The organism is Methyloligella halotolerans, assembly GCF_001708935.1.
GTDB lineage: Bacteria > Pseudomonadota > Alphaproteobacteria > Rhizobiales > Methyloligellaceae > Methyloligella > Methyloligella halotolerans.
This window is the reverse complement of the sequence record NZ_MASI01000001.1, coordinates 592832-618736: the sequence shown is the minus strand read 5'-3', so window position 1 is coordinate 618736 and position 25905 is coordinate 592832. Positions and strand designations below refer to the sequence as shown.

Annotated in this window: 24 protein-coding genes and 3 pseudogenes; 15 read left to right on the top strand and 12 right to left on the bottom strand. The window is 64.2% G+C overall.

Features of this window, described 5'->3' with window-relative positions; all coding sequences use genetic code 11:
- Positions 1 to 51 precede the first annotated feature (51 nt).
- Together A7A08_RS03080 and A7A08_RS03075 are read left to right on the top strand one after the other, a co-directional pair.
- A complete protein-coding gene (locus A7A08_RS03080; RefSeq protein ID WP_069094029.1) occupies positions 52 to 606 on the top strand; it encodes a thioredoxin family protein in 555 nt (184 codons plus the stop codon).
- Positions 607 to 890: 284 nt separating this feature from the next.
- A complete protein-coding gene (locus tag A7A08_RS03075; RefSeq protein ID WP_141693814.1) occupies positions 891 to 1187 on the top strand; it encodes a hypothetical protein in 297 nt (98 codons plus the stop codon).
- Between the two features lie 189 nt (positions 1188 to 1376).
- Here the strand turns inward: A7A08_RS03075 and glnA are convergent, their stop codons facing one another.
- Complete coding sequence (glnA, locus tag A7A08_RS03070) at positions 1377 to 2786, bottom strand: type I glutamate--ammonia ligase (protein WP_069094027.1); 1410 nt, start codon at positions 2784 to 2786, stop codon at positions 1377 to 1379.
- 115 nt (positions 2787 to 2901) lie between these two features.
- Positions 2902 to 3240, bottom strand: coding sequence for a P-II family nitrogen regulator (locus A7A08_RS03065; RefSeq protein WP_069094026.1), 339 nt, complete (start codon positions 3238 to 3240; stop codon positions 2902 to 2904).
- A gap of 233 nt (positions 3241 to 3473) precedes the next feature.
- On the opposite strand from A7A08_RS03065, the gene A7A08_RS03060 reads away from it, so the two are divergent.
- The 7 genes and pseudogenes from A7A08_RS03060 (at position 3474) to A7A08_RS03025 (ending at position 10914) form a co-directional block, all read left to right on the top strand.
- Positions 3474 to 4982, top strand: coding sequence for an NAD(P)H-hydrate dehydratase (locus A7A08_RS03060; RefSeq protein WP_280948614.1), 1509 nt, complete (start codon positions 3474 to 3476; stop codon positions 4980 to 4982).
- Between the two features lie 61 nt (positions 4983 to 5043).
- Positions 5044 to 6756: a tetratricopeptide repeat protein gene (locus A7A08_RS03055; protein WP_069094025.1), complete on the top strand. Its 1713-nt coding sequence runs from the start codon at positions 5044 to 5046 to the stop codon at positions 6754 to 6756.
- Between the two features lie 31 nt (positions 6757 to 6787).
- Positions 6788 to 7525, top strand: coding sequence for a (5-formylfuran-3-yl)methyl phosphate synthase (locus A7A08_RS03050; RefSeq protein WP_069094024.1), 738 nt, complete (start codon positions 6788 to 6790; stop codon positions 7523 to 7525).
- A gap of 40 nt (positions 7526 to 7565) precedes the next feature.
- On the top strand, positions 7566 to 8003 hold the full coding sequence (locus A7A08_RS03045) for a dihydroneopterin aldolase (protein ID WP_069094023.1): 438 nt from the start codon (positions 7566 to 7568) through the stop codon (positions 8001 to 8003).
- Positions 8000 to 8671, top strand: a complete 672-nt coding sequence (locus A7A08_RS03040; protein WP_083226396.1) for an amino acid kinase family protein — start codon at positions 8000 to 8002, stop codon at positions 8669 to 8671. The genes A7A08_RS03045 and A7A08_RS03040 overlap by 4 nt, the downstream gene beginning before the upstream one ends.
- 76 nt (positions 8672 to 8747) lie before the next feature.
- Positions 8748 to 10330, top strand: a pseudogene (locus A7A08_RS15415) (DUF6513 domain-containing protein).
- A 14-nt stretch (positions 10331 to 10344) separates the two neighbouring features.
- On the top strand, positions 10345 to 10914 hold the full coding sequence (locus A7A08_RS03025; protein WP_069094020.1) for a DUF447 domain-containing protein: 570 nt from the start codon (positions 10345 to 10347) through the stop codon (positions 10912 to 10914).
- A 335-nt stretch (positions 10915 to 11249) separates the two neighbouring features.
- On the opposite strand, the gene A7A08_RS03020 is transcribed toward A7A08_RS03025, so the two are convergent.
- Both A7A08_RS03020 and A7A08_RS03015 read right to left on the bottom strand, forming a co-directional pair.
- On the bottom strand, positions 11250 to 11603 hold the full coding sequence (locus tag A7A08_RS03020) for a hypothetical protein (RefSeq protein ID WP_069094019.1): 354 nt from the start codon (positions 11601 to 11603) through the stop codon (positions 11250 to 11252).
- Between the two features lie 23 nt (positions 11604 to 11626).
- A complete protein-coding gene (locus A7A08_RS03015; protein WP_069094018.1) occupies positions 11627 to 12691 on the bottom strand; it encodes a hydantoinase/oxoprolinase family protein in 1065 nt (354 codons plus the stop codon).
- A gap of 63 nt (positions 12692 to 12754) precedes the next feature.
- On the opposite strand from A7A08_RS03015, the gene A7A08_RS03010 reads away from it, so the two are divergent.
- On the top strand, positions 12755 to 13501 hold the full coding sequence (locus A7A08_RS03010) for a HisA/HisF-related TIM barrel protein (RefSeq protein ID WP_069094017.1): 747 nt from the start codon (positions 12755 to 12757) through the stop codon (positions 13499 to 13501).
- A gap of 97 nt (positions 13502 to 13598) precedes the next feature.
- Here the strand turns inward: A7A08_RS03010 and fae are convergent, their stop codons facing one another.
- From fae to A7A08_RS02970, 8 genes are all read right to left on the bottom strand, one after another.
- The gene (gene fae / locus A7A08_RS03005; protein WP_069094016.1) at positions 13599 to 14108 is read right to left on the bottom strand and encodes a formaldehyde-activating enzyme; all 510 of its coding nucleotides are present in this window, start codon (positions 14106 to 14108) and stop codon (positions 13599 to 13601) included.
- Positions 14109 to 14297: 189 nt separating this feature from the next.
- Positions 14298 to 15158, bottom strand: coding sequence for a triphosphoribosyl-dephospho-CoA synthase (locus A7A08_RS03000; RefSeq protein WP_069094015.1), 861 nt, complete (start codon positions 15156 to 15158; stop codon positions 14298 to 14300).
- Positions 15155 to 16135: a RimK family alpha-L-glutamate ligase gene (locus A7A08_RS02995; RefSeq protein ID WP_083226394.1), complete on the bottom strand. Its 981-nt coding sequence runs from the start codon at positions 16133 to 16135 to the stop codon at positions 15155 to 15157. The genes A7A08_RS03000 and A7A08_RS02995 overlap by 4 nt, the downstream gene beginning before the upstream one ends.
- Positions 16136 to 16160: 25 nt before the next feature.
- Positions 16161 to 17141, bottom strand: coding sequence for a methenyltetrahydromethanopterin cyclohydrolase (gene mch, locus A7A08_RS02990; protein ID WP_069094014.1), 981 nt, complete (start codon positions 17139 to 17141; stop codon positions 16161 to 16163).
- Positions 17142 to 17150: 9 nt separating this feature from the next.
- The gene (locus A7A08_RS02985) at positions 17151 to 18191 is read right to left on the bottom strand and encodes an ATP-grasp domain-containing protein (protein ID WP_083226393.1); all 1041 of its coding nucleotides are present in this window, start codon (positions 18189 to 18191) and stop codon (positions 17151 to 17153) included.
- Positions 18192 to 18258: 67 nt separating this feature from the next.
- Positions 18259 to 19155, bottom strand: coding sequence for an NAD(P)-dependent methylenetetrahydromethanopterin dehydrogenase (locus tag A7A08_RS02980; RefSeq protein ID WP_069094012.1), 897 nt, complete (start codon positions 19153 to 19155; stop codon positions 18259 to 18261).
- Between the two features lie 152 nt (positions 19156 to 19307).
- A complete protein-coding gene (locus A7A08_RS02975; RefSeq protein WP_083226392.1) occupies positions 19308 to 20321 on the bottom strand; it encodes a beta-ribofuranosylaminobenzene 5'-phosphate synthase family protein in 1014 nt (337 codons plus the stop codon).
- 57 nt (positions 20322 to 20378) lie between these two features.
- A complete protein-coding gene (locus tag A7A08_RS02970) occupies positions 20379 to 20786 on the bottom strand; it encodes a nuclear transport factor 2 family protein (protein WP_069094011.1) in 408 nt (135 codons plus the stop codon).
- Between the two features lie 98 nt (positions 20787 to 20884).
- On the opposite strand from A7A08_RS02970, the gene A7A08_RS02965 reads away from it, so the two are divergent.
- From A7A08_RS02965 to A7A08_RS02945, 5 genes and pseudogenes are all read left to right on the top strand, one after another.
- Positions 20885 to 21268 carry a 4a-hydroxytetrahydrobiopterin dehydratase gene (locus tag A7A08_RS02965; RefSeq protein ID WP_069094010.1) on the top strand — a complete coding sequence of 128 codons (384 nt, stop codon included), beginning with the start codon at positions 20885 to 20887 and terminating at the stop codon, positions 21266 to 21268.
- 119 nt (positions 21269 to 21387) lie between these two features.
- Positions 21388 to 22491, top strand: coding sequence for a molybdopterin-binding domain-containing protein (locus A7A08_RS02960; RefSeq protein ID WP_069094009.1), 1104 nt, complete (start codon positions 21388 to 21390; stop codon positions 22489 to 22491).
- A pseudogene (locus A7A08_RS02955) lies at positions 22491 to 24127 on the top strand (formylmethanofuran dehydrogenase subunit A). The gene A7A08_RS02960 and the pseudogene A7A08_RS02955 overlap by 1 nt, the downstream one beginning before the upstream one ends.
- Positions 24124 to 25031 (top strand): annotated as a pseudogene (fhcD, locus tag A7A08_RS02950) (formylmethanofuran--tetrahydromethanopterin N-formyltransferase). Before A7A08_RS02955 ends, fhcD begins: the two co-directional pseudogenes overlap by 4 nt.
- Entirely contained in the window at positions 25028 to 25831 is an 804-nt protein-coding gene (locus tag A7A08_RS02945) for a formylmethanofuran dehydrogenase subunit C (RefSeq protein WP_083226391.1), read from the top strand. Before fhcD ends, A7A08_RS02945 begins: the two are co-directional and overlap by 4 nt.
- Positions 25832 to 25905 lie beyond the last annotated feature (74 nt).

Here is a 25905-nt window from a genome sequence, read left to right as displayed (position 1 = left end):
GCGCTCCATGGCAGATTTTTAAACCCGATCGAACGGTTTGACGGAGGTCATATGGCGGAACAGACGCCGATTTGCGACTTTGGCTGGCAGGCGCCCGATTTCTCGCTGCCCGCGACGGATGGCAAGACCTATAGCCTGGAAGACGTCAGGGGAGAGAACGGCACGCTGGTGATGTTCATCTGCAATCACTGCCCCTACGTGAAGTCGGTGATCGACCGGATCGTGCGCGACGTGAACGATCTGAAAGCCCACGGCATCGGCGCCGTCGCCATCTGCTCCAACGACGCTGAGAGCCACCCGGAGGATTCCTTCGACAACATGAAGCTCTTCGCCCAAGAGCACGGTTTCGCCTTTCCCTATCTCCGGGACGAGACCCAAGAGGTCGCAAAACGGTATGACGCAGTCTGTACCCCCGACTTCTTCGGGTTCGACGCCGATCTCGGCCTGCAATATCGCGGGCGCCTGGACGAAAGCCGCAAGGAAGCGGCTGCGCCCGATGCCAAGCGCGAGCTCTTCGAAGCCATGAAGCAGGTCGCCGAGACGGGGAAGGGGCCGCGCGACCAGACGCCTTCCATGGGCTGCTCCATCAAATGGAAGGCGGCTTAGCTCAACCTGCACCAGGTTTGCTGAGTGATCCCCGCACTCTCAGCCGGCATTGCCAGGCTTGTCCCGGCAATCCATGAACACCCACATGAACACCCACGCCTATGGAAATAACTGAGGCCGGGGTTATGGATCCCCGGCACAAGGCCGGGGATGACCTCGTGATGGGGACTTCACCACGCCCCAAAACGACGCAACCCGTAACCACCCGCTAAGCTTGAAACTTTCCCCTTCGTTAACGCCGTTTGCCTAAAGTTTACTTCGAATTTTAGGGGAACGAGCTAGCGATGTTTCGCGCATGTTTTTCCATGGCGCTGCTCACCCTGTCGCTCTACGCGGTGTTCGCCGCCTGGGCGGAGACGAGCAAGGCTTTGGTCGCGGAGCAACAGGCCGGGAGCGCTGGCGAGGCAAATTACGGGATCCTGATCCTGGCGGCCATCGCCATCCCGCTGGCGCTTTCGCTGGTGGGGTCGATGGTCCACAGCGTGCCCGTGATGCTCGCCGAATGGTACGAGGACAACCGCGCCTGGCTGTCGGCCATGGGCCTCGGCGCGATCTTGCTCTTCGTCTTCTACTGGCTCTGAGGGCCGGACACGAAGGCGGGGCGCATAACGAACTTGGGGGAGCCCGGTCAGCACTGTTCATCAAGGCTTGCGGAGAATACGGGGACCGCGAGCTGAAAAGGGCAGGCCGGGCAACAAAAAGGGGGCGGCTCTTTGCGCAAGAGCCGCCCCCTTCGTTTTCAGCCTATCCGCCGTGTGTCGGCAGCGCGACTACCAGCTGTAATACAGCTCGTACTCCACCGGATGTGGCATTAGACGCAGCGCGTCGATCTCTTCCATCTTCAGCTCCAGATAGCCGTCGATCATGTCTTCGGTGAAGACATTGCCCTTCTTCAGGAACTCGCGATCGGAATCGAGAGCCTCGCAGGCTTCGGCCAGGGAGCCCGACACGGTCGGGATGTCGGCCAGCTCTTCCGGCGGCAGATCGTAGAGGTTCTTGTCCATGGCCGAACCCGGATCGATCTTGTTCTCGATGCCGTCGAGACCGGCCATGAGAAGCGCGGCGAAGGCGAGATAGGGATTCGCCATCGGATCGGGGAAACGAACCTCGACGCGCTTTGATTTCGGGCTGGAGCCGAACGGAATACGGCAGGAGGCCGAACGGTTGCGCGACGAGTAGGCCAGCAGCACCGGCGCCTCGTAGCCCGGCACCAGACGCTTGTAGGAGTTGGTGCTGGGATTGGTGAAGGCGTTCAGCGCGCGGGCATGCTTCAGGATGCCCCCGATATAGTAGAGCGCGTTGTCCGACAGGTCGGCGTATTTGTCGCCGGCGAAGGTCGGGTTGCCGTCCTTCCAGATCGACTGATGCACATGCATGCCCGAGCCGTTATCGCCGAATACCGGCTTCGGCATGAACGTCGCCGTCTTGCCGTAGGCGGCCGTGACGTTGTGCACAGCGTATTTGTAGAGCTGGATGTTGTCGGCGGTCTTCACCAGCGGGCCGAACTTGATGCCGAGCTCGTGCTGGGCCGCGGCGACCTCGTGGTGATGCTTCTCCACCGGAACGCCCATCTCGCCCATGACGCTGAGGATCTCACTGCGGAGGTCCTGGCCGGAATCGATCGGCGGCACGGGGAAGTAGCCGCCCTTGGTGCGCGGTCGGTGACCCATGTTGCCCATCTCGTACTCGGTGTCCATGTTGGACGGGAGTTCGGAGGAGTCGACCCGGAACATGCAGTTATACGGATCGGCCTTGAAGCGGACGTCGTCGAAGATGAAGAACTCCGGCTCCGGACCAAACACGGCCATGTCGCCCACGCCGGTCTGCTTCAGGTATTCCTGCGCCTTGACGGCCACGCCGCGCGGATCGCGCTCGTAGGGCTCGTCCGTCGTCGGCTCGAGCACGTTGCAGACCACCGCGAGGGTGCTCTGGGCGAAGAAGGGATCGAGAATGGCCGTATCGCAGTCGGGCATGAGCTTCATGTCGGACTGGTCGATGGTCTTCCAGCCGGCAATGGAGGAGCCGTCGAACATGACGCCCTCGGCGAAGGCCTCCTCGTCCATCAGCCCGGCATCCATGGTGACGTGCTGCATCTTGCCCCGGGGATCCGTGAACCGGACATCGACATACTTGATGTCCTCGTCCTTGATCTTTTTCACTAAGCTCGAAGCGTCTGCCATAGTACTCCCCTGTCGTTTCGGAAAAAGGATGATCGCCGCAAGGCAACCCTGGCGGCAATCCTTGATGAATTGATGATGGGGCGACATACGGCGCCCCTCTCAGGCTATCGCCTTCCTAGATGGCCTCTGGCCCGGTTTCGCCGGTACGGATACGCACCGCTTCCTCCACGGCCGACACGAAGATCTTACCATCGCCGATGCGGCCGGTTTTTGCGGACCGGCTGATCGCTTCGATGGCCTTGTCGATCATGTCGTCGTCGATCACGAGCTCAAGTTTTACCTTAGGGAGGAAATCGACCACGTATTCGGCGCCGCGATAGAGCTCCGTGTGGCCTTTCTGACGTCCGAAGCCTTTGGCCTCGGTTACCGTGATGCCCTGCAGGCCAATCTCCTGCAGCGCTTCTTTCACTTCATCTAACTTGAACGGTTTGATGATAGCTTCGACTTTTTTCATGTATGACGGCATCTCCCCGCTGGGTGGTGGGTGGCGGTTAGCAACGGCGTCCGCCTTTGGCTTTGTTAGTCGACTGCATGTAGCATGCGCTATGCCAAAAATGATGCGGCGGAATAACCTCGGTATTCCAACAGGATAGAGAAAACCGCACAAAAATTCCGCTAAAACCGCCTGTTGCACTGCACAAGTTATAGGCGTTTCGCCTAACAACTAATCAACGAAGGTCAATTCTCGTGCTTGAGCTGCTCACCGCGAAGGAAATGTCCGTCGCCGACCGGCTGACCGCGGAGCGGGGCGTGCCGGGATACGATCTGATGCAGAACGCCGGGGACGCAGTCGCGGACGAGGTCTTCAAGCGCTATCCGCAAGCCGAATCCGTCAGCGTGCTGTGCGGTCCCGGCAACAATGGCGGCGACGGGTTCGTGGCCGCTGTCGCCCTGCAGCAGAAGGGCTACCGCGTGCGCCTCGGCCTGCTGGGATCCCTGGAGAAGCTCCCCGGAGACGCTGCCGCCCATGCCGAGCGCTGGGAGGGCGAGGTCGAGCCCCTGAGCGCCGATCTGCTGGACGAGGCCGATGTGGTGATCGACGCCATATTCGGGGCAGGGCTTGCGCGTCCGATCGAGGGCGATATCGCGGCCTTGATAGAGGCTCTGAATGACAGCGACATCCCGGCCATCGCCGTCGACGTGCCCTCCGGCATCGACGGGACGTCCGGGTCGGTGCGCGGTATCGCGATCGAAGCCGAGGCCACCGTCACCTTCTTCCGTCTCAAGCCCGGACATCTGCTGCTGCCGGGCCGTCTATATTGCGGCGAGATCACCCTCGCCGATATCGGCATCCCGGATTCCGTGTTGCAGGATATCGCGCCGTCGGCCTTCGGCAACGAGCCGAGGCTTTGGCTCGGCGATTTTCCCTGGCCGGAGGTTGGCGGCCATAAATACAGCCGCGGCCATGCCGTAGTGGTTTCGGGCCCGGCCGATGCCACGGGGGCCGCCCGGCTCGCAGCGCGCGGCGCCTTGCGCATAGGGGCAGGGCTGGTGACGATGGCGTCGCCCAAGGATGCCCTCTCCATCAACGCGAGCCAGCTTACCGCGGTGATGGTCCGTCCGGTGGACGGCGCGAAGGAATTCTCGGAGCTTCTGTCCGACACCCGCAAGAATTCGGCCGTACTGGGCCCGGGGCTTGGGGTGGGCAAGCCGGCCTGCGAGATGGTCCAGGCGGCGCTCGAAAGCCGTGCCGCCGTGGTGATCGACGCCGACGGGCTGACCTCCTTCGCCGACGCCCCGGACAAGCTCTTCGACTCTGTGCAGGACCGCCAGGCGCCAACCGTCTTCACACCTCACGCAGGCGAGTTCGCGAGGCTCTTCCCCGATCTGAAGCCCAAGACGGAAGGGGAGCCGGCCTCCAAGCTCGAATCCGCACGTGAGGCGGCAAAGCGCTCCGGCGCGGTCGTCGTCTTCAAAGGTCCCGACACGGTCGTGGCAACGCCGGATGGCCGCGCCAGCATCAATGCGACCTCGTCGCCCTGGCTCGCCACCGCCGGAACGGGCGATGTTCTGGCAGGAATGATCGGCGGTCTTCTCGCCCAGGAAATGCTTGATCAGGCCTTGCCTGTTTTTGAGGCAGTCTCCGCCGCGGTTTGGCTGCACGGCGAAGCGGCACGCGCGTTCGGCCCCGGCCTGATCTCCGAGGATGTGCCGGAAATGCTGCCTGAGGTGTTTCGCGCGCTCCTCACTTTGTAACGTGGGAAGCCCGAGAGACGCTTTCTTGACAACCTCTCCTGGAGGATAAAGGAGAAGGGGATTGGAGGAGCGGCCAGGCCGGAAATCGATGCTGCGTCTTGTGAGTCATACTCCGCGTTCTGGCGCGTGTTTTGTCGTATGCCTTACCGCATGCCTTGCCGCGGCGACTCTCGCCCTGCCGGCAGCGGCCCGCGCCAAGGAGGACGTCACGCTGCTCCGGGCGCGCGAAGGCGCGGCCGCCCTGATGCGCGGCCAGTACGACAAGGCGATCGCCTCTCTCAACCTGGCCCTCGAGCAGCCCGAGATTTCCGACTTCGTGAAGGCGAGCATCTTTAGCGATCGCGGCATCGCCAAATGGCGGCTCGGAGACTCCAAGGCGGCGATCGAGGATTTCAACGAATCCATCACCCTCTCGCCGGAAAACGCCAGCGTCTACAACAACCGCGGCAACGCGCTGCTCCAGCTCGGCCACGCCGAGGAGGCGGTGAAGGATTTCGACCGCGCCGTGGCGCTCTCCCCCAATTACGGCGTGGCGTTCAACAATCGCGGCAATGCCCATGTCGCCTTGAACGAATACGATTCTGCCTTCCAGGACTTCCGGAAGGCTGTGCAGCTCATGTCCACCAGCGCCGTGCCTTTGAACGGGCGAGGGCAGAGCCACGCGGCCCTGAAGCGCTATCATGCGGCGATCCGCGATCTGACCAAGGCGGTCGAGGTCGATGCCAGTTGCCGCGCCTGCTATGCCAATCGCGGCAAGGCCTATCTGGCGATCGAATCCTATGACAAGGCGGCGTCCGATTTCACCCAGGCGCTGCTCGGCAGCCCCGACGATCAGGAGCTGCTGCTGCTCCGGGCGAAAGCCTATCTCGGCGCGCGCCAATACGGCCCCGCACGCAAGGATCTCGACAAGCTGATCGCTCTCGATCCCGAAGGACTCGAGCCCTATCTGGAGCGCGGAAAGCTCTTCACGGCCATCGGCCGCTATGACGACGCGATCAAGGATCTGACCTACGTGATCGAGAAGAAGCCGAGCGGCGAGGCGTATGCTTTGCGCGCCGAAACCAAGCTGAAGGACAAGCAGCCGGACGAAGCGCTGACCGACGCCCTCCAGGCCGCCTCCATGGACACCGAAAGCGCCTTCGCCTCTCGCGTGCGCGGCGACGTCTACCGGGCGCTGGAGCGTAACGACGACGCCATCCGCGCCTATCGCACGGCCCTGAAGAAGGATCCGTTCCAGGACGCTGCCCGCGAAGCGCTCCTCGCCCTCGACGAGGAGGTGCCTCCGGCAGAGGGGGCGCCCCTCGGGCCGCCGGTCTCCGGCTGGATCGTGAAGGAACCGGAGCCCAGCCGCTTCGTCGCCCTCAATCCGAAATATCCCGCCATCCGCGCGCAGCTCGAGATGTTCGGCTCCGGCAAGCCCAAGATCCTCGAATGGAGCGAGCTCGACGATGCCAAGAACGGCATCGGCCTCCTCCGCTACCATGCCGGGGAGCTCACGGGTGAAAGCAGCTCCGAACTCGTCTACGTCGCCATCGTGGATCTCTGGGGCAAGAAGGTGCTCGCCGTTGAGCCCTATAGCTGGGGCTCCAACAGCGCCGATTGGGAATGGAGCCGCTATGCCGTGGCCGTAACCGATCCCGAAGGCAACACCAACCGGATCCAGCTGCGCAAGCCGAAGCCGCCGCCCCAACCCACCACCAGCACCTATCAGCCGAACCGCCCACAGCAGCGCCGTGGCGGCGGCGGTGGCCTGTTCGATTTCCTGTTTCGCTGATAGACCGGCAGGACATGACCCAGTTTTCGACATGACCCAGTTCCTGGCCAGCGTGCGGGGGCCGGAAGAGGCGGAGATCGCTCTTCGGGCCGGCGCCGACATCATCGACCTCAAGGAGCCCGATCGCGGCGCCTTGGGCGCGGTTCCCGACGACGTGTTGCGGGAGACCGTGCGCCGCATTGCCGGGCGCGCGCCTGTGAGCGCCACAGTGGGCGACCTCCCCATGGATCGGGATGTGTTGGAGACGGCCATCGCGAAGACCGCCACGGCCGGCGTCGACTATGTAAAGTTCGGCGTGTTCGAAAGCGCGGCCACGGAAGCCTGTCTGCGTGCGCTGAAGCCCAGACTGCTGGGTGCACAGCTGATTCTCGTGCTCTTCGCCGATGAGCTGCCGGAGTGTGATGCGATTGGATTGGCGGCGGAGATGGGCGCCGCCGGCGTCATGCTCGACACGCGGTACAAGACCTCCGGCCATCTTCTGAGCCATTTGAATCGGGATGCGCTCGCCGCCTTCGTTGCCGACGCCCGGAGCCGCGGACTGCGCGTCGGCCTTGCCGGCTCCCTTCGTGCCGGTCACGTGCACGATTTGCTGCCGCTGGGACCGGACCTGCTGGGCTTTCGCGGTGCACTCTGTGAAGCGAGCCTGCGCGGCGGCGCCCTGAGCGAGCCGGCCGTCCGCGCGGTCCGCGCGCTGATCCCGGCGGAGCCCGAGACCGTTTCGCGCGTTGATCCCTCATTGTCGGCAGATGCGCCGACACCGATATGGTAGGCAGCGAGATATCGCGGCCGACAGCAATTCTTCGAACCACATGAAAGCGAGTGACGTGCCGGAACAGACCGCACAACGTTTAGCATCCACCACAGCAGCGTCGGCCGACGCGACCGGCGGAGAGCCGCTCGACCGCATCTTCGTCCACGACTACGTCCTGGATAGCGAGATCGGCGTCTACTCCAACGAGAAGGGCGTGACCCAGCGCGTACGCGTTTCCGTCGATGTCGAGATCGGCGCGAGCGATCAGCCTCTTCAGGACGATATCCACCGCACCTTCGACTACGACGTCATCATCAATGCGGTGAAAGAGGTTGTCGGCAGCGGCCATATCAATCTGACCGAGACCATGGCCGAGGAGATCGCGGCCCGCGTGCTCAACCATCCGCGCGCCCAGACCGTGAAGGTGAAGGTCGAGAAGCTCGACAAGGACCCCGGCGCCGTCGGTACGGAGATCATGCGGAAGCGGCGGGCATGAGCGGGCAGGCGCTCCAGACCTCTGCCGCCGGCCGCCCGGCCCATATTCCGGAGCATCTGCGCCCCATCGTGGTGAAGCTCGGCGGCAGCGTCGTGCGCTCGGGCGACCTCGAGGCCTGGCTCAACGCCATCGCCGGCGCCCCATGTCCTGTTGTCGTGGTTCCGGGCGGCGGCGCCCTGGCCGACGAGGTTCGGGCGACCCAGTCCGCCCTCGGCTTCGGCGATCCGGCTGCTCACCGCATGGCGCTGCTCGCCATGGATCAACTCGCCTGGGCCGTGGCGGGATTACGCCCCGATTTTACGGTCGGCGATAGCGAGACGGCGCTGCTGGAGAGCCTGGATCAGAACCGGGTGGCGGTTTGGGCACCTGCTGCTCATGTGGCGAACCGGCCGGAGATCGCGCCGTCCTGGACCATCACGTCCGACAGCTTGGCGCTGTGGCTGGCCGGCCGTTTGGCCGCGACCCGCTGCTACGTCGTGAAGTCGATCGAACGGCGCCAAAGAGTGACGAGCGCCGCCGCGCTGGCAGGTGAGGGCATCGTCGACGAGGCATTTCCCGACATGCTGCGCGCCGCCGGCGTGCCCACCTTCCTTCTTGGGAAGGGGGACCAGCAGGATTTCGCCACGGCGCTCGCGTCCGGACAGACGTGCGGCGCGGCCATCGATTGACGCTTGCCAGGGCGACCGCCTCTGTTATGGAGGCGACCGCCTCTGCCATGGGACGCTGTTTTCGAAGCTCGAACGGATAGCTGAAGCCATTCTCTTTCTGACCGGACATATCGCCAAGCCACGCCTCGAAGCCGTGCTCGAGGGCATGCAGCCCGATTTCGAGTACGAGGTCTTCGATATCGGCGTGAAGGTCGCGGCCCTGATGACCGAGGAGATCATCGCCCGGCGCCTGCCCGAGCCCGTCGAGGCGGATCAGGTCATGGTGCCGGGACGGTGCCGGGCCGATCTCGATCAGCTCTCCGAGCGCTTCGGCGTGCCCTTCGTGCGCGGCCCCGACGAGCTGAAGGATCTGCCGACCTATTTCGGCAAGGCGAAGCGCGACGCCGATCTCAGCCAGTACGACATCAAGATCTTCGCCGAGATCGTCGATGCCTCCGCGCTCTCCGTCGAGACCCTGGTCATGCGCGCCGCGGAGCTGAACGAGGCCGGCGCCGACGTGATCGATCTCGCTGTCTTCCCGATACGCCGTTTCCGCACCTGGAGGAGGCGATCCGGGCACTCCACGGCGAGCGCTACAAGGTCAGCGTCGACTCCGCGAACCCCGAAGAGCTTCTGCGTGGCGGCAAGGCGGGCGCCGACTATCTCCTGAGCCTCAACGAGGACACGCTCCATATCGCCGATGAGGTGGCGTCGGTCCCGGTTCTCATCCCGAAGGACCACGGCGATCTCAACTCGCTCTACCGCGCCATGGACGCCATGGAGAAGAAGGGGCTGCCCTATATGGCGGACCCGGTGCTCGACCCGATCAACTTCGGCTTCATGACATCCCTGGAGCGCTACGCCGAAGTGCGCCGGCAATATCCCGATTGCGAGATTCTCATGGGAACGGGGAATTTGACCGAGCTGACCGATGCCGACTCCGGCGGCGTGACCGCCATGCTGCTCGGCATCTGCTCGGAGCTGCACATCCGCAACGTCCTCGTCGTCCATGTCAGCCCCCACACGAGGCGCACCGTGCAGGAGCACGATCTGGCGAGGCGCATCATGCATGCGTCCAGAGGCGATCACGATCTGCCGAAGGACTATGACTCCGGGCTGCTGAGCCTCCACGACAGACGGCCGTTTCCCCAGACGCCGGAAGAGCTGGCCGAGCTGGCCGCCGAGATCAAGGACAAGAATTTCCGCATCTATACGGCGGAGGACGGCATCCACATCTTCAACCGGGACATGCATCACGTGGCCGACGACGCCTTCGACCTCTTCCCGAAGCTCGGGGTGGAGGAGGATGGCGCGCATGCCTTTTATCTCGCAGCAGAGCTGACCAAGGCCCAGATCGCCTGGCAGCTCGGTAAGCGCTACGCCCAGGACGAGCCCCTGGATTGGGGGGTCGCCGCGCCGAAGGACGATGAGGACGAGACCCAGCTGAAGGAAGCCGGCCACACCCTCGTCACCAAGAAGCAGGGCAAGAAGAAGCAGAAGGCCAGCGGCGAGACTCCTCCTGAGAAGAAGGAGCCTGGAGAGACGCCCCCGGCCGAAAAGGAGCCTGGGACCCCGCCTGCGAAAGAGGAGCCGGGCAAGGACAAGCCTGTGAAGAAGGCGGAGCAGGCAGGCGGCGACAAGATCCCAGACCGCAAGATCAAGAAGGAGACGGCCTCCTAAGGTCCGCGCGCGCCATGCCGATGATCCGCGAATGCATCGTCACGACAATGAGCGGCGGGGGAGAGGTCCACGTCGCCCCGCTCGGCATCATTGCCGATGACGACAACTGGATCATCGCGCCGTTTCATCCCTCCACGACCCTGGAGAATTTGCGCGAGAACCCCCATGCCGTCGCCAATTTCACCGACGACGTGCTCGTCTTCGCCGGCTGCCTCACGGGAAGGAAGGAATGGCCCACGGTGCCCGCGGAAGCCGTGCCCGGGGCCCGTCTCGCCGAGACCCTGGCCCATGCCGAGCTTGCTGTGGAGAGCATCTCGGAAGATGAGCTGCGCCCGCGCTTTTCCTGCCGCGTCGTGAAGACCGTCAACCACGCACCCTTCGGCGGTATGAACCGGGCGAAAAGTGCCGTGCTGGAAGCGGCCATCCTGGCGAGCCGTCTGAAGATGCTGCCACGGGAGAAGGTCGAGCAGGAGATCGGCTATCTCACCATCGCCATCGAGAAGACCGCCGGCCCGCGCGAGCAGGAAGCCTGGGATATGCTGATGGCCAAGATCGATGCGTTCTATAAGGACGCGGCCCAATAGGGCGGATCAGCCCAGCGCGGTGAGGCCTACGGGCCTAGCGCCGCTTCACCTTCACGCAGACCTTCCCATTCCAGACCGCGCCCTCCGGGCATGTCTGCGGCCGCTTCCGGTGATGCTTGCCGGGAATGCGGAAAAACGTACGGGGAGGGGGACGAACGCTCTTCGCGAGCACGACCTCGCCGGACGGCAGCACCAACGGCGGCTGCGGCAAGGCTGGCGCAGCAAGGACTGCACTTGTGGAAGTCAGGAGAGGCCCCGCAACTGCCATTATCACGCCCGCGGCAATGAGAAGCGACGCGAGCCGGCAGCCGAAAGACCTCTCCTGCATCATCTGTCTACGGCGTCTCTTCGTATCGCGCGTCTACACAAGCGATGCCGTTCCAGTAGTGATACTCGCCGCAGGTCGTCGGACGGACCGGGACCACGGCTGCGCCAGGCGGCACCGCCACGGCGGGTCCCGTGCCGACGATGACCGGAGCCGTCCCGGGAGGCGCCGGCGGAATCACCGTGTAGCCGTTGCGGCGGAGGCGCCGTTCCGCCCGATCGACGAAATCGACCTGCTGAACGGCCGACGCGCTGGCGGCATGCGCCGATGTCGCGGACTGGCCAGGCGTGGCATGGGCCGGGCCGCCTGCAGCAAGCGCAGCGGTGCCGGCGGCGAGGCCGAGGGCAATGAAATAATTACGCATTTCTAGCTCCAAATGGCTGTTTCCTACCGGAAAGACAACGCGGAGCCTTCCTGATCGGTTGCAGCCAGGAGCGCCACCGAAACTGCCGGTGCGCAGACGGCGGCAGCGTCCCGAAGCGGCTCCGCTGCGCCGATGGAGAGGCCGAAATCCCGATAGGGCCGGTCGAGCATCCGCGCGAGCGCTTCGCCCAGGAAACGCCCGCAACCCGCGCCGACCACAGGCGCATCCGGCGCCAGGGCTTCGCGTGCGATCACGGCCTCCGCTTCCCGGACGATCTGCTCCCGATGACGGTCTGCGAACCATCGCGACAGGGTTAGCCAATCGGCCATGGGAGCGTCGTCCGCGTCCCGGCCCAGCATTCGCGCCAGCCGGGCAGCGCTCGCCTCTAGGCTTTTGTCGCGGCCATCTGCGGTCGGGTAGGGATCGGCATCTGCGGGCAGCTCACCGGTCAGCCGGTAGATGTCGGCCAGGGTCGCGAATTTCTCCGCCGTCACGCCCTGCATCCGTCCCTGAAATGGGGCCCGTTGGGCGAGCGCCATCACCGGGGTGCGCACCACGCCGGAATAGATCAGCTCGCCCTCCGTGAGCCGCGCCGCATCCGTCTTTCCACGCATGCGGGGAATGCCGTCCCGAAATGGAATCAGGTCCGTCGTCGTCGTGCCGATATCCACCAGAAGCCCGGTCTCCTCCCGCCGCGCTGCCAAAACGGCGGTGGCGAGCCAGTTTGCCGAGGCCACGGCCTGGTCCTCTCGCTTTGCGCTCTCCGGTGCGAGAAGCCCCTTTTCCCCCGCCCAGAGCGTCAACGGCGTCTTCGCGGCCGTCCGCTCCATGAGGGCGATGAGATAGGCGACGCCCTCGCGGCGGCTCTCGAACACGTCGGAGAGTTCGCCGGTCATCGTGACAGCGTGCAGATCCGCCCCGGCCGATTCGGGAACGGCCTCCAAGGCAGCCGTAACCGCCTGATCGAACTTCGAGCGATCCGGCAAGATTGGGCAGGGAATCTGGACCGCCCGCGCGAGCGCTCCCTCTTCGACGACGGCCAGCTTGAGGTTCGCGCCGCCGAGATCCCAACCGATGACTTTGTCCATGGACTTCTCTTCCGCGATACCACGCCGCTATTCAAGCGGCCCGGCAGACGCTACCTGAATGGGATGAGAGATTTCTCCGTTATCCCCGTACTCGACCTCATGGACGGTCAGGTGGTGCACGGCAAAGCCGGTGCCCGGGAAACCTATCGGCCGATCCAGACGCCCCTGGGGAGCGCGGACGATCCTGTCGCGTTGGCGAGCGCCCTGGTCGATCGGGCCGATGCGGGGGAGCTTTATATCGCCGATCTCGATGCTATCGAGCGGACGGGCGATCATCTCTCTCTCTGCCGCCGCATCAAGGCGGCTCTGCCCGATACGCAAGTTTGGGTGGATGCGGGCCTGACGGGAGCCGAGCCCGTGCGGCTTTGCCTCGAGGAAGGCCTCACCCCCATCATCGGCTCGGAGAGCCTTGGCGATCTTGCCCAGTGGGCTTCCATCTGCGCTGCGGCCGGCGACGATGTGGTTCTGTCTCTCGATTTCGACCAAGCCGGCTTCCGCGGCCCCGAGATGCTGTTGGCCGACGCAAAGCTTTGGCCATCCCGCATCATCGTCATGACCCTGGGCGCCGTCGGGTCCAATGCCGGGCCGGATATCGCCAAGCTCGCGGAGATCGGAAATCAGGCCCGCGCCGGCACAGCACTCTATGCCGCGGGCGGCATTCGCGGGGTCGAGGACCTCGACGTCGCGGCGGGGGCAGGGGCCAGCGGCGCCCTCGTGGCGACAGCGCTTCACCGTGGGGCTCTAACCCAAAAAGAAATCGCCGCCTTCCGGAGAAGACGGCGATTATCGGCCTCTAACACGACGCCCTAGAGCGCCGTGCCGTTACTTAAAAACCCAGCTTACTTAACCACCGCCGTATCGGGCCCGGTGAATTGCCGGATTCGCCCCGACCGGGGGGCTCGCTTTTTCAGCCAGCTGCGAACGGGTGAGACGCAGTGTCCTTCTGAGCGGTAACTTCGGCAGCCGTGGGCTCGCCCTTGACGGCGCGCTGGATGGACTCCTTGGTCGCCTGGTAGTTGTAGTCCTGGATCTTCTTGTCGTCCTTGGCTTCCCAATGGATGAAGACGCCGACGCAGATGTAGAGATCGTCAGCCTCGTCAGCCGGGATGATGCCCTCGGCGACGCAGTCAGCAACAGCCTTGGCAACGCCATACTGAGCCGGGCCGAACATCTGGGTCGCCTGACGGGCGTCCTTGATGGTGACCTTGTTGAACAGCATGGTGTTCGGCTTGCAGAGAAGGTTCGGAGCAACCACCGCCAGAAGCGTGGTGAAGCCGTCCTTGTTGTTGGTCAGCGCGTTGCAGAAAGCGGTCTCGACGGCCGAGCCACGCGGGCCCATGAGAAGATCGATATGAGCAACTTCGTTGCCGTCGCCCACGAGCGATTCGCCGACGCGTACATTGGTAATTTTGGCCATGAACTAAGCCCTCCCTAAATTCAGAGAAATGAAAATGAGATCGCGCCCGCGCTCGAAGCACCCGGACCGACCGACGAGAGCGCTATGCCTCAAACGCTCGTCGTTCACAACTCCTGTCCAGAGTTGCGGGGGCAACATAAGCAGGCGTCGATGTCAGGAGCAAGTCGATTATCGGCAGAATAAGGCCTTTTATTGAGCGGATTCGAGTCTTTGCAATCGGTCGGCGAATAATGTCGCAACCGTCAGATCCGCCGTAGTGCCCGGATTCAGCGCGCGTTTTTTGAGTGACCGGTCGAAACAGAGAAGGTCCGATTCGAGTTTTTCCGGGTCGTCCGACGCGGAAATTTTTTCTGCGAATTCGCCTGCTTCCTCGCGCACGCCACTGGCCGCCTCCATTCCGTGCTTGCGGGCGATGAGGCTGTCCGGCTCGGCGGCGAGAAACGTCATATAGACCGCTGCCAGCGCCCAGTTGGACGCCCCCCAACGCTCCATCGCTTGGGCAAGAGTGGGGAGGCCTATCTCGAATATGTCAGCGAAATCATGGGTGTAGTTCCAGGCAATCCGATCGCGGCTCTGGGCCGCGGACATCGCCTCGAGGAAAGTCGTTGAGGGCTGGTCAGCCACGTCATGCTCCGGCACCTCGCCGAGCCCGCCCGCGTTCGCGGCGCGAATTCCGGCATACGCTTCCCGGGCGTCGTGCTTATCGAGCTTCATCAGGGTTCTGGCCAGGCGGTGCTGGAGATCCTTCTTCGCGCTCCGCTGGGCGGCCGCCGCCAGGGGGGCGGAGAGCAGGATGATGCCGAGATTGGTGTTGGTGCCGCAGGCCTCTGCCGTGGCTTCCGCCGCGCCGCGGATCCGCTCGCCGACTTTCAGCTCTGAATTGGCGAGGTAGGGTGCGGACGCCTCAGCGCTCTTTTCGAAATCCTCGACGAAGTGCCGCGGATCGCCGGCATAGCGATGCACATTGCCGGGCTTCAGGGCATCGAGCTCGGCCAGGCAGGCCTCGATATATGCCTTGGCGACCACATCGTCGGCCAGGTCGTCGCTCACGCCTCGCCTCGTTCTGCCGCTCTTCCGTGAGCAAAGGCGGCATCGAGGAAGGCATCCACCACGTGCTCGGTGATGCCGAACTTCGTAACCTTCTGCAGTCCGTTCCATGCGGGCATGCTGTTCACCTCCAAGACAAGGAAGCCGCCGTCCCGGGACTGGATCACGTCGACGCCGGCGTAATCGGCACCAACGCACGCCGCCGCTTTTAGTGCCATATCGCTCAGGTCTTGCGACGGGATCGCAGCCTTCGCCCGGGCCCCTTGCTTGATATTGGTGATCCAGCTCACCCCATGGCGCAGCATCGCCGCGACCACACGGCCCCGGCACACGAAGATGCGCCAGTCCTGAAACTGCTCGTCCAGGGCAGGGGGAATGAACTCCTGCAGATAGTAGGTGCCGTTGACCTCTTCGTCGGGCGCCAGGTCGTCCGGCGTTTCGACCAGCACCAGACCGTTTCCCTGAGCGCCGAAGAGAGGCTTCTGCACCGCCTTCAGACCTTCGGCCCTAAGGCGTCTCACGATCTCGATCGCCTCGTCGCGATGGACTGTGGTCCAGCTGCGCGGCGTGCGCAGTCCCGCCTTCGCCAGGCGGAAGCTGGTGGTCGACTTGTCGACGCACGCTTCGATTGTGCGCGCGTCGTTCCACACCATGACGCCCGAATCCCGCAAGGCGTGAAGCACCCCGAGATACATGGTCACCTGCTCGAAGCTGCCGCCAGGCACGAAGCGCACGAAGGCGGCCGCGGGCAGCTCGTCGCCGAGGCCCGGAATGGCGAGTCCGTGGGACTTCGTCGTGTCGAAGCCACATGCCCCGAGCGGCACGGTGATCGGCGAAATGCCCCGCGCCTTGAACGCGCGGCCGAGGCTCTTGCCGTGCCAGTCCCTGCCGTCTCCGAACAGGAGGATCGGCGCATCCTGGCGCGGCTGGACCACGGGGCGATCGTTGGAGCCGGAAGCGAGAGGCGTGATATCTGCCATGTGAGTGCCTGTATGGCGCCCTGCGCTATTTGTAGAAGCAGCGGTTCAGAAGCACGTTGTCGATGCCGCCGGCCTGGAAGCTCTTGCCGCTCTCCAGCGCGCTGACCATTGCCTGAGCAGGGCTGAACAGCATCTTGTCGATGGCGTAGAAATCGCCCTTCACGGCGGAGAAAATCTCGGCGAAGGGCTGGCCGTAATCCTTCGACGCCGAGCTCGGCAGCTTCTCGGCCAGCTCTTCGGCGGCCTTCTCGTCACCGTTCACATAGAGCTGCACCCGGCCGCCATAGATGATGGCGTCATTGGTGCGGCCCATGGCCTGGACGAAGTCCGGAGCGGGGGGCGCAAGCGGCGCCGAAGCGATGCCGTCGACGATATTCTCCAGCGGGAAATGCAGCTCGTGGGCCTTGTGCAGGGCCACCTCAAGGCTGCGGCCGATGATCTGGACCATGCCCGCGATGCTGCTGGTGGGCGCATAGAGGAAGGTGAGGTTCTCCGGCTTCACCTTGCAGGCTTCGGCCACTTCCTTGACCAGCGAGGCCGGCGGCGGGGCGTCGGCCTCGAGCACGAAGAATCCTTCGTCGGCCGTGTCGCGGTATCCGAGTTCCTTGAACAGCGGCTCGGAAGATCCGAGCGCGCGGCCGGGCCCCGAGCCCAGCACGTAATACGTCTTGCCGTCGTCCTTCTTGGCCGACAGGCTCCAGCCCGCGTATTGGGAGCCGAGACAGGCGATCACCGGCTGGCTGGAATGCACCGTGACGTTGAAGGCAAAGGGGCTCTCCGTGTCGGCCACTTCGAGGCTCACCGTGCCGAGCCCGCCGAGGCAGACTTCGGCCATGCGCCGTCCGGCTTCCAGGCCGCCGGGAACCTTGTCGCCGCAATCGATCAGCGTCTCGCCGGCTTCACCTTTGGAAACCGCGATCCGGAGCTGATCCGCTTCCGCGATCATCTTCTCCACGATGGGTTTCACAGTCTTGTTGACGCTCGGCGCCTTGATCTTATCGCTCACTAAACCCTCCTATGAGCCGCTGACTGCGGCCAAGATGTCCCGAACCCGCGTCTCGGCTAGCTGCCGCGCCCGGTCCGTCGTCTTCTCCCGGGCCATCACGGTGCAGATGGGCCCGTTCCGCGCGATATGCTCGCCCGGCTTCGGTATATCGGAAGCCCACTCCGGCCAGTCGAAGCTGTGCGGAATAGTCACCCCATGTTCGGCAAACACGACCGCGCTCGCGGCCGCATCGCGCATCCCTCGCAGGCTGGGTAGCTTTCGCTCAGTCACCGCGTCAAGGTGAAATGAAATGAGCGGATTGCCCGGATCGTCGAAGATCTCGAGGGTTGCGCCCGGCCGCGGATTGATCTCCAGGAGCCAGGCCTCGTCGCCTTGTACGAGGAAATCGGCGCTCCCGAGCCCTATCAGGCCGAAAGCCCTGGCCAGTGCCGCGACCCATGAGGCCATCCGTTCTTCAAGCGCCGCGCCGAGGCCGGCGGGCCTCACCGCGCCGCCGTAGCGCCAAGGCGATCGCGGACTCGGGCTCGGCCATTGGGCGCTGAACCCTAGCGGCGTGATCTCGCGCCCATTGGCCACGAAGAGCAGGGAGACGGGTACACCTTCCACCTGTCGCTGATAGTAGGTGCCGTCGGAATGGGTGGCGGGGGCAGGGCCGACATGGCTGCCGCCGGATCCACCGATACGCTTCCCAAGCCAGCCTTCCAGCATCGGAGGGGGCGTGGCGCGTGTTTCAGGATGCGGAATCTCCAGGCGACGAAGCGTCTCGAAGAACCGCACCGGATCCTTCACCCCAGCAATTATGTCGGAGCTGTTGCCCAGCACGGGCCAGCGCGCCGCGACCGCGTCGAGCATGCCCGGATTCGCTTCGAAACCGGACCCGTAGAGGAGGCCAATTGGCGGGGAAGGGGCGTCGGAGGAAAGCCGCTCCAGCTTGTCGAGAAGATCGTCCTGCGCGATGCCCGCCTTCATCGCCCCATCGAAGGTGAGGCTCGCTTCGGCCATTTCGCAGGTGTCGCGATCGGCGAAGAAATCGACCGTCAGCGGGATCATCCCCGCACGCCTGACCGCGGCGGCCAGGCTTCGCGCCGAGACCGCCGCAACCAGAATGCATGCGCCGCTACGGCGCGATGGTCTTGGCAAGGTCGTAGGCGTCGCGGAAGTCGAGATAGAGCGGCTTGTCGGACTCCAGCATTTTTTTGAACAGCCCCGCCTCGGTCTTGTACTTCACGTCGCCGATGGCGAGCGCGCCGATGCCGACCGTCTTTAACCCGTCGATGGGCTTGCCGTTGTCCTGGATGCCGATGCCCTCGATGCCGGCAGGCGGCACCGCGTTGACGTCCGCCGCCACCAGAAGCTTGTCGGCCTCCTTCAGCTGATTGGTGGTGAGGAGCTGCCGGCCCGCGGGACCCGCGGAGAAGGTGAGATCGCACTCTTTCAAAATCTCGGTCTTCTGGGATTCGGTGCTGCCGTCGGCATATTGCAGGTTGGCGTCGAAGCGGGCGTTGGACTCTTCTGCCAGTCGCCGTACGCGCTCCGGCCCGTCATAGCCCACGAGCACCGGCGTCGCGCCGTGCAGGCCTGCGATCACCGCCGACGCGAAGCCCACCACGCCGGTACCGCCGTAGATGGCGATACGCTTGCCGTCGAGACCGGTGTCGAACTTGTCCTCCAGCGCCTTGTTGGCGCACGCGACCATGGCGGCGGCCGTGGTGAACGAGCCGGCCGGATCGGCGAAGACGGAGATCTCGAAAGGCGGCACCATGGCCTCTTTCGCCTTGTCCATCATGTTCAGCGCTTCGATGGCGCGCTTGCCGCCGATGAAGATGCCGGTTTGCTTCACGCCTTCGGGGCCGCGGGAGAAGATCGCGTCCTGCACCAAGCCGTTCACATCGCTCTCGGTGACGCTGGTATAGGGAATCACCACGTCGAACCCGGCATCGACCGCCATGTTGACGTCGAACGGGCTCATATATTTGAGCGGGGTGAGCATGTGCAGAATGTGGCGGTGCGCCATGAGCCTTTCATCTCCTCAAAATTTCGAAATCGAATAACGAATGGCCCAAACGGCCCTATTCAAGCTTCCCTGACTATCTGGCAAAACCAGCTAAAGGGCACAAGGCTTAGCCAGGACGTCTTGGCGTCGAACGTCACGCAACAGACGAGTGCTCAGACGCATTCGATCGATGCGCCAGTGTTGCAGCCCCGCGCGATCTCGAATCGCAACCCGGCGAATGCGGGTCGCGATTCGGCTTCCGAAAAGAGACGCTCCGCCTCCGCCGCGCTGGGCAGAAGCGCATAACCTGTCGGTCCCCATGAGCTTTGGCCGACGCCGTCATAGCCTTCGTCCCGCAGCCAGTGCACCGCGGCGCTGACCTTCTCGCTGACCAGCGGACCGCCCTGATAGGGCGCGAAATACAATCCCATCACCGACTGCAGATGGCCGATCGCTTCACAGAACGTGTCGAACCGCCGCTCTGAAAGGGCCGGGAACGCAATTTCGAGCGCGCGCTGCTTCAACCTTGCAGCTTCGGCGTCGGGAAAGGCCGGCGCCGTGGCGAAAGCCTCCAGCTCGCCCGAGCCGTGCAGGCCCTTGCAGCCGGGGTCGAAGATCAGCAGCACGCGCCATTCTTCCGGAAAGTCCGCCCGCGCCAGCATCGCGGGCAGGCCACCGTCCTGGGGGCCGCTATCGATGACCGCGCCGCCCTGGGTGAAGGTGCCGATACCGATGCCGGAGCGCCGCCCGCGCTGCAGCACGCTGGCGATCTCCTCCGGCGTCAGGTTGAGCCCTTCGAGACGCGCATAGGCCGTGCCCACGGCGAGGGCCAGCTGGGTGCCGGATCCCAAGCCCGAGTGGGAGGGGATTGCCGATTCGATCTCGAGGTCGAGCGCCGCGTCACGTCCGCAATGGCGTGCAAGCTCGGTGAGATAGGTTCCGGCGCGCTCGCTTTCGGGGCCGCGTACGGCAAGCGATTCGGCGCGGCGCAGGCTGAGCTTGGTCACCGGCCGGTCCAGGCCGAGGCCGAAGCTGCCGAAGGGCTGGCTTCCCTGGCCGCTCGGATCGAAGAAGCCGAAATGCAGCCGTGCCCGCGTCGTGACGGAGACGCGCTCCGGCCAAGCCCGCTCGGTGTGGCCTCCGGACCGTCCAGGCGAAGAGGCGAGTATGCGATCAAATTTGGTCAATCGTGATCCCGGTAAGGTCCTTGATAGAAGCCTCGGCGGCCCAAAGGCTTCGGCGACTCAAAACATTCCATTCCCGTTGGCCGACTGCTCCGGAACAGTCTGCAGCACGTCCCAGTGCTCGACGATCTTGCCGTCCTCATCCAACCGGAAAATGTCTATCCCGGCCCAATCGCTGTCGCCGGGCCATTCCTGGCGGCAATGCAGAACGACGAGATCGCCCTCTGCGATCACGCGCTTGATATGGACCCGCTTCCCCGGAAAGCGGCGAGCCATCTCCTCGAAATAGGCGATGAAGCCCGCCTTGCCGTCGGGGACGCCGGGGCTGTGCTGCCGGTATTCCTCCCCGGCATAGCGCTCGATCGCTTCCCGAGGCCGGCACGCGTTGAACATCAACTCATAGAAGGCAACCACGGCCTTCTTGTTGCGTTCCACTTGAGACGCTGGCGTTCCGCAAGAACCATCCATTGCTGCGCATGAAGCCTCTCGGTATGGTGACGTCAAGCGAGAAGACCGAATTTTGTAAGAGAAGTTTTTCCCACGGAAGTTTTTAAAAGACAGGTGTCATGGCAACGTCCGACCGCGTTTACGACGACAACGAATGTGAGAAGCGGCTCAAGGAAGAGCTGCCCCATTGGTATCTGGAAGACGGCTGGATTCGCCGGAAATACAAGACCGCGAGCTGGAAAAGCACCCTGATGGTGATCAACACCGTCGGTCACCTCGCCGAGGCCGCTTTTCATCATCCCGATATCACCGCCTCCTATGCTTGGGTCGAGGTTCGCCTCAAGAATCACGCCGCCAAGGGAATCACCGACAAGGATTTCGAGCTGGCGAAGAAGATCGAGGAGGTCGTTCATTGGCAGCCCGGCGTCGAGGAGGGCTCCTTGGAAGGCACTCCGGACGATCAGCGCTTTGCCTACATCAAGTATGATAAGGCCAAATCCTAGTTCGCCCCTCTAATCGCCTGGGCTGATTGAGAAGCCGCCCATGCAATCCTTCATCCCAACGGCCTGCGCGCATTCGAGCGCTTGCGCAGGTCTTCGCTTCTGAATAAAGGTGCGCCGCTATGGCGGTCTATTTGAACGGTAATGAGGTCGAGGAGTCCCAGGCGCTCGACAGCGCGGCGGAGCTCCTGAACCGAGCCAATCTTCCTTTGCTTGCAGGTCTGATGACCGATGTCGCGGGTGCCGAGGCGGCGGTCACGCTCGCCGAGGAGATCGGCGGCGTGGTCGATCATGCGAGCGGCGGCGGCTTGGCGCGGGCCAACCGGCTGATGCGCGAGGCGGGCTCCACGCCCGTCAGCCTCGGCGAGCTGCGCAACCGGTCCGATCTGGTGATTGTGCTGGGCAAGAAGCCCTTCGAGGCCGACCCGGACCTGCTCGATAAGATCTTCCCCGGCAAGAAGGGACTGCCCCGTCCGGGCGCTGCGCCCCGCCGGTTGGTCACCCTCGGCGCGAAGCCGAAAAAGCTCCCGGATGCGATCGAGGCGAAGGTCATCGAGACCCGCAAGACCGACCTCGCCACGGCCATCGGCATGCTCGCCGCAGCCACGCGGAAGCATCCGTTCGGCGACACGGGCAAGGCTCTGCCGAAGGAGCTTGCAGACGCGGCGGAGATGTTCCGCGAAGCCGCGTTCTCGGTATTCGTCTATTCACCGGAGGAGCTCGACGAGCCTGTGCTCCATGTCGTGCTCGATATGATTCGCTCCCTTTGCGACAAGAATCGCTCCGGCCTCTATACGGTCCCGGTTCGGGGCAACGGCGACGGCGTGAATCTCTGCTCCGTGTGGACCTGCGGGCTGCCGATGCGCACCAGCTTCGCCCACGGCGATCCCGTCAACGATGCCTGGCGCTTCGACGCAAACCGCATGATCGAGTCCGGTGAGGCCGACGCGCTGGTCTGGATCGATGCGTTCGGGGAGGGCAAGACCGATGCGCCGAAGGGCCTGCCGACGATCGCGCTTGCGGTTCCTGGCGCGGTGAAGCCCGACGCGGCCGATATCGTGATCGAGGTCGCAAAGCCCGGCGTCGACCATGACGCGGCGCTCTATCTCGCTGAAATTTCTGGTCTCGGCATGGTGAAGGCGAAGGCCGGCGGATCGGGTCTGCCGACCGTCGCCGATGTGCTCCGTGCCCTGTCGGACCGTCTCAAGACCACGGAGGCCGCATAATGCTGATCTGCCTGAAGGGCGGCCGCGTCGTCGATCCTGCGAATAATCGAGACGCGGTCGGCGACGTTTTCATCGATAACGGCCGCGTCGTCGCCGACGCCGGCGGCCGCGAGCCCGACGAGACTTATGATGTCTCCGGCAAGATCGTGATGCCCGGCGGCGTCGACGTCCATTCCCACATCGCCGGCTCCAACGTCACCTTGGCGCGTCAGCTCATGCCGGAACTGCCGTTGCTGGCAGCAGAAGGCGGTGTCCACATTCCGCCGACGCCCGCCTCGTGGGGCGCCTACGCGACGGGCCTGCGCTATGCGCAGATGGGCTACACCACGGCCATCGAGCCGGCGGTCCAGCCAACCCATGCGATTCAGACCCATCTGGAGCTTGCCCAGATCCCGATCCTCGACGTGGGCGGTCTGGCGATCCTGGGCAACGACGACCTTTCGCTCCAGCAGCTTCACCGCAACGCGTCCGAAAGCGAGATCCAGGATTACGTCGCCTGGACCCTCCATCGCACGAAATGTCTCGGGCTGAAGGTCATCAACGCGGGCGGCGCCGAAGCCTTCAAGTTCACGCGCGCACCTTCGACCTTGATGACGAGGTTCCGTATTACGGCGCCACTTCGCGCCAGATCGTCCAGTCCATGCAGCACGCGGTGCATAATCTGGGCGTGCCTCATCCGGCTCACGTCCACTGCAACAATCTCGGCATCGCCGGGAATATCGACACCGCCATCGCCACCATCGAGGCGGCGGAGGGCGTGCCGATCCATTTCGCCCATATCCAGTTCTACGGCTACGGCACGGAAGGCGAGAAAGGCCTATCCTCCGGCGCGCCGCGTTTGGTGGAAGCGCTGAACGCCCATCCCAACGTCACCGTCGATGTCGGCCAGGTCCTGTTCGGACAGACCGTCACCATCTCGGGCGACGTGCTGCGCCAGTTCGACGGCCGCAAGGCGGCGAGCCCCGGCAAATGGGCGCTCTATCAGGGCGAGGGCAATGGCACCGGCGTCGTGCCCTACAAATATAAGTCCAAGAGCTTTGTGAACGCCGTTCAGTGGGCCATCGGCCTGGAGATCTTCCTCCTGGCCAAGAACCCGTGGCAGGTTCTGTTCTCCACCGATCATCCCAACGGCGCGCTGTTCACCCGCTACCCGGAGATCTTCGGTCTGCTCCTGGACAAGGACGAGCGCACGCGCTGGCTGGACAAGCTGCCGGAGGCGGTTCGCGAGGTCACCAATCTCGCCGAGATCGATCGGGAGCTCACCCTGTCGGAATTCGCCGTCATGACCCGCGCCGGGCCTGCAAAGCTGCTCGGCCTCACCGATCGCGGCCATCTCGGGGCAGGCGCCGTGGGCGACGTTGCGGTCTACACCGAGCAGAGCGACAAGGTCGCCATGTTCGACCGCGCCAGCCTCGTCTTCAAGGACGGCAAGCTGGTCGTCCGCGACGGTCAGATCACCGACATCACCTGGGGCACGGCATTCCACGCCACCCCGGATTACGACAGCGCCATCGAGCGCCGGGTGGACAAGTTCTACGGCGACAATTATGGCATCCACCCGGAGGTCTTTGACGTGCCGGAGGGGATCGCAGGGCGCGAAGGCCGCTTCGCGAAGCTGCCAGGGACGACGTCATGACCGATATCAAACGCAAGGGCGTGAACATTGTCGACACCTTCGCGGAGGCCTTCCCCATGGTGGGCACCCGGGTCGTCGTCACGGCGCCGACCGCGGAGTGGGCGGAGATCGCCGCCCGCACCATGACGGGCTTTGCCACCTCGGTGATCGCCTGCGGTGCGGAAGCCGGCATCGAGCGGAAGCTTTCCAGGGACGAAACCTATGACGGCCGTCCCGGGGTCTCCGTGCTGCTCTTCACCATGGATAAGGACAAGCTCCAGAAGCAGCTGCGCAACCGCGTCGGCCAGTGCATCCTGACCTGTCCGGGCACCGCCTGCTACGCCGGCATCCCGGGCAAGCCGTCCCTGAAGCTCGGCTCGTCGCTCCGCTTCTTCGGCGATGGCTGGCAGATGTCCAAGGTCATCGAGGGCCGCCGTTTCTGGCGCATCCCCGTCATGGATGGCGAGTTCGTCTGCGAGGAGAAGACCGGCTACACCAAGGACGCCGTCGGCGGCGGCAACTTCCTGGTGCTCGGCAAATCCCATGAGGGCGTGCTGAAGGCCTGCACCCGCGCCGTGAAGGCCATGAGTCAGATGCCCGATATCATCACCCCGTTCCCGGGCGGCATCGTGCGGTCGGGCTCCAAGGTCGGCTCCAAATACAAGGGGCAGATCGCCTCCACCAACGACGCCTATTGCCCGACCCTCAAGGGCGCGGTGGACTCCGAACTCCCCCTCGATGTCGAGGCCGTCATGGAGATCGTCATCGATGGGCTGCGCCCGAGGCCATCTCCGCCTCCATGAAGGCCGGTATGGATGCCGTCATCGACGGCGGCTCCAAGGACGGCATCATCAGCATCGCTGCCGGCAACTACGGCGGCAATCTCGGCCCCCATCATTTCCATTTGAAGGAGATTGTCGGTTGAGCGCTCTCACCTTCAAGATGAAGCAGCGGCCCGATCAGCGGGTCGATCTGTCTTGCCTGACGCCCGATCGCCTGGCCGGCATGCGGTCCAAGGATATCGAGGCCCTGCATATCGGCACCACCCGGAGCAAGCTTTGCGTCGGGGACCTCTTCAAGGTCTCGGGCGACGAGACCTCCCAGATCCGCTTTGTCGGCACCGATGACCGCTGCGACCATATCGGCGCGCGCTTCGGCGAGGGCGAGGTTCTGGTCGACGGCGATGCCGGCGCCTATCTCGGTGCGTCCCTGAAGGGCGGGACCCTGACCCTAAAGGGAGATGCCGGCCCTTATGCCGGTGCGGCCATGTCCGGCGGCACCCTCGACATCGGCGGCAATGCGGGCGAGCGGGCCGGCGGCGTGCTGGTCGGCGAAGTGCACGGCATGCGCGGTGGGCGTCTCATCATCCGCGGCAACGCAGGCCCCATGCTGGCTGAGCGTATGCGGCGCGGCATCATCACCGTGTGCGGGGATGCCGACGATTATGCCGGCGCCCGCGTCGTGGCGGGCACCATCGTGTTTCTCGGCAAGGTCGGCCGCTTTGCGGGCTATGGCTCCAAGCGCGGGACCCTGATCTTCAAGAAAGAGCCGAAGGAGATCCTGCCCACCTTCGCCGATTGCGGCGTCATCGAGTTCACCTATCTGAAGCTGCTCGAGCGCCATCTGAAGGAGCACGACGTCAAGCTCCGGCTTCCCCGGCGGGCCCAGCGGCTCATGGGCGATATGGCGGCCATGGGCAAGGGAGAGATGCTGATCCTCCGCTAGCCTTGCGCTAAGCTGGCGAGCCCGGCGCTCGATCTTGGTGCTGGCCATTCCCATATGAGAGCCGGCCCAGTAAG